Source organism: Ornithinibacter sp. (genome assembly GCF_035443565.1).
Classification (GTDB): Bacteria; Actinomycetota; Actinomycetes; order Actinomycetales; family Dermatophilaceae; genus Fodinibacter.
Genome location: NZ_DAORSO010000276.1, coordinates 1 through 1,971 on the forward strand (window position 1 = coordinate 1; position 1,971 = coordinate 1,971).

4 protein-coding genes are annotated in these 1,971 nt (G+C 71.9%); 1 reads left to right on the forward strand and 3 read right to left on the reverse strand.

Annotated elements, in window-relative coordinates; genetic code table 11:
- The first annotated feature begins 223 nt into the window (after window positions 1–223).
- Window positions 224–718 carry a hypothetical protein gene (locus PLL68_RS14400; RefSeq protein WP_324535256.1) on the forward strand — a complete coding sequence of 165 codons (495 nt, stop codon included), beginning with the start codon at window positions 224–226 and terminating at the stop codon, window positions 716–718.
- A gap of 118 nt (window positions 719–836) precedes the next feature.
- Here the strand turns inward: PLL68_RS14400 and PLL68_RS14405 are convergent, their stop codons facing one another.
- From PLL68_RS14405 to PLL68_RS14415, 3 genes are all read right to left on the reverse strand, one after another.
- Window positions 837–1,130 carry a hypothetical protein gene (locus tag PLL68_RS14405; protein ID WP_324535258.1) on the reverse strand — a complete coding sequence of 98 codons (294 nt, stop codon included), beginning with the start codon at window positions 1,128–1,130 and terminating at the stop codon, window positions 837–839.
- A gap of 134 nt (window positions 1,131–1,264) precedes the next feature.
- Entirely contained in the window at window positions 1,265–1,570 is a 306-nt protein-coding gene (locus tag PLL68_RS14410) for a hypothetical protein (RefSeq protein WP_324535260.1), read from the reverse strand.
- Window positions 1,567–1,971, reverse strand: a 405-nt coding sequence (locus PLL68_RS14415) for a molybdopterin dinucleotide binding domain-containing protein (RefSeq protein WP_324535262.1), incomplete at its 5' end; no start/stop codon positions are given. The genes PLL68_RS14415 and PLL68_RS14410, both read right to left, overlap by 4 nt.

Genomic DNA, 1,971 nt, shown 5'->3' on the forward strand with positions numbered 1-1,971 from the left:
CACGGGTGGGTCGCCTACCTCGAGGACCGCGCCCTGCAGTGGTCGGCCCTGCCCGAGGCCGCGCGCGAGGCAGAGCACCCGGCCCTGGTCGAGCACTGCACCCGCGCCCTCACCCTGCTGACGCTCGCCGAAGCACCGGAGTTGGGTGCTCAGGTGGCTGCCCCAGCGACCACCTGAGCACCCAACTCGGGAGGATCCATACCTCCTGGGGTATCCTCTGCGCATGCTCGACGCCCTCCGCCTGTGGACCCGACGACGCTGGGTGGCGGCTGCCGCGGCATCCGTCGTGACCGCCCTCGTCGTCGCGCTGCCCACGGCCATGATCCCCACGCCGGTCTTCGGCCGCGAGATCCCGACGACCTGGTGGGCCTGGCCGGTGCTCGCTGTGACCTCGGTGCTCAGCGGACTGCTGTTCGCGACCTACGTGCGCGAGCCCGGCGACCCGGCATCCGGCGAGGCGTCGATCAACCGCGGAGGGGCCGCGGGGGGCCTGCTCGCGTTCTTCGCCGTCGGCTGCCCGGTGTGCAACAAGCTCGCACTCATCGCGCTGGGCTACACCGGCGCGCTGCAGTGGTTCGCGCCGGTGCAGCCGTTCCTCGGGGCAGCCGCCATCGGCCTGCTGCTGTGGGCCCTACGCGCCCGGCTGCAGGGACAGCTCGCCTGCGCCGCCGTGCCCCCACCCAACCGGACACCCGAGGACACTCGCCTCCCGGTCTGACGGACGGCGCGGACCCGGACCCACGGACATGCAAAGGGGCAGCGCGAGCGGACTCCGCGCCACCGTCCGTACTCAGCACGGGCCCGCCATTGGGCATTGCCTGTCCGCAGGCCCGCGCTCAGCCGATGGGCGCGTGGACGTCGAGCAGCTCCAGCATCCGCGCCTCGGGTTCGACCCCGCGCGGCAGCACCTCGGCGTGGAGCCGTTGGATGAAGAAGCGCCGACGCCGATAGACCTTGACCTTCCACGGCCGCCCCTCCGCCGCCAGCTCGACCAAGACCGTGGCCACGATCGACACGACCAGGTCGATGACGAGGCCCATGAGCATGCTCAGCGGGTTCAGGTGAGTGCCGGTGCCACCGGCCGCCGACACCGCGCCGGGCCGCATCGCCACCCCACGAGGCGCTGCCAACACCTCGATGGTCCGGCCGTCCGGGCCCGGACGCGCGATCCGGCGATGCTGCTCGTCTGGAACCTCGACCTCGACCTCGGCTTCGGGCGAAGGGTCTCCACCGCTTACTTCAGGAACACCCGAGGATGCCGTCGTCACTGGTTCGCTCTCAGGTGACCGTCGGCGAGAAGATCGGCCACGGCATCCGGCTCGGCATCGGCGAGCACGACCTCGACCGTCATGAGCTTCGTGCCCCACCAGCCCTCGCGGCACCACTGCCACTGCGCGACCGCCTCGAGGATCGGGCCCTCGTCGAGCATGACGCGCAGCACCTGGTCGGTGGGCAGTGTCGCGAAGATCCGCCCGCGCGCCCCGGTGCGAAAGCTCGGGAACCCGTGGTGGTCGCGTTCGATGACGTCGGGCAGGCCGAGGGCGAGCGCCCGCACGTCCTCCGGTGTCATGCGGGGCCGTCCGTCACGGGAGCCACCGTCACCGGCACGCCGTTGAGCACCGCGTTGCCCGACACCGACTCGACGACCGACGGGTCGGTGAGGTCGTTCATCGACACCCCCGGCACCTCGACGGCATTCCGCAGGCGCACCCCGTCGCGCGCGTGCCCGTAGCCGTGCGGCAACGACACGACGCCCGGCATGAGGTCGTCGGTGGCCTCGACCTCGACGCGCACCTCACCGACCGCTGATCGAACCGTCACGACGTCACCGCCTCGGATGCCGCGCGCCGCCAGGTCGTCCGGGTGCGCCATGAGTGCGTGGCGGGCTCGGCCACGGGTGAGCCGGGTGCTGTTGTGCAGCCAGGAGTTGTTGTCGCGCTGGTGGCGGCGGCCGATGAGCAGCAGCTCACC

Coding starts and splice junctions, on each gene's coding strand:
- PLL68_RS14400 (WP_324535256.1), top strand. CDS start 224: ATGCTCGACGCCCTCCGCCTGTGGACCCGACGACGCTGGGTGGCGGCT.
- PLL68_RS14410 (WP_324535260.1), bottom strand. CDS start 1,570: ATGACACCGGAGGACGTGCGGGCGCTCGCCCTCGGCCTGCCCGACGTC.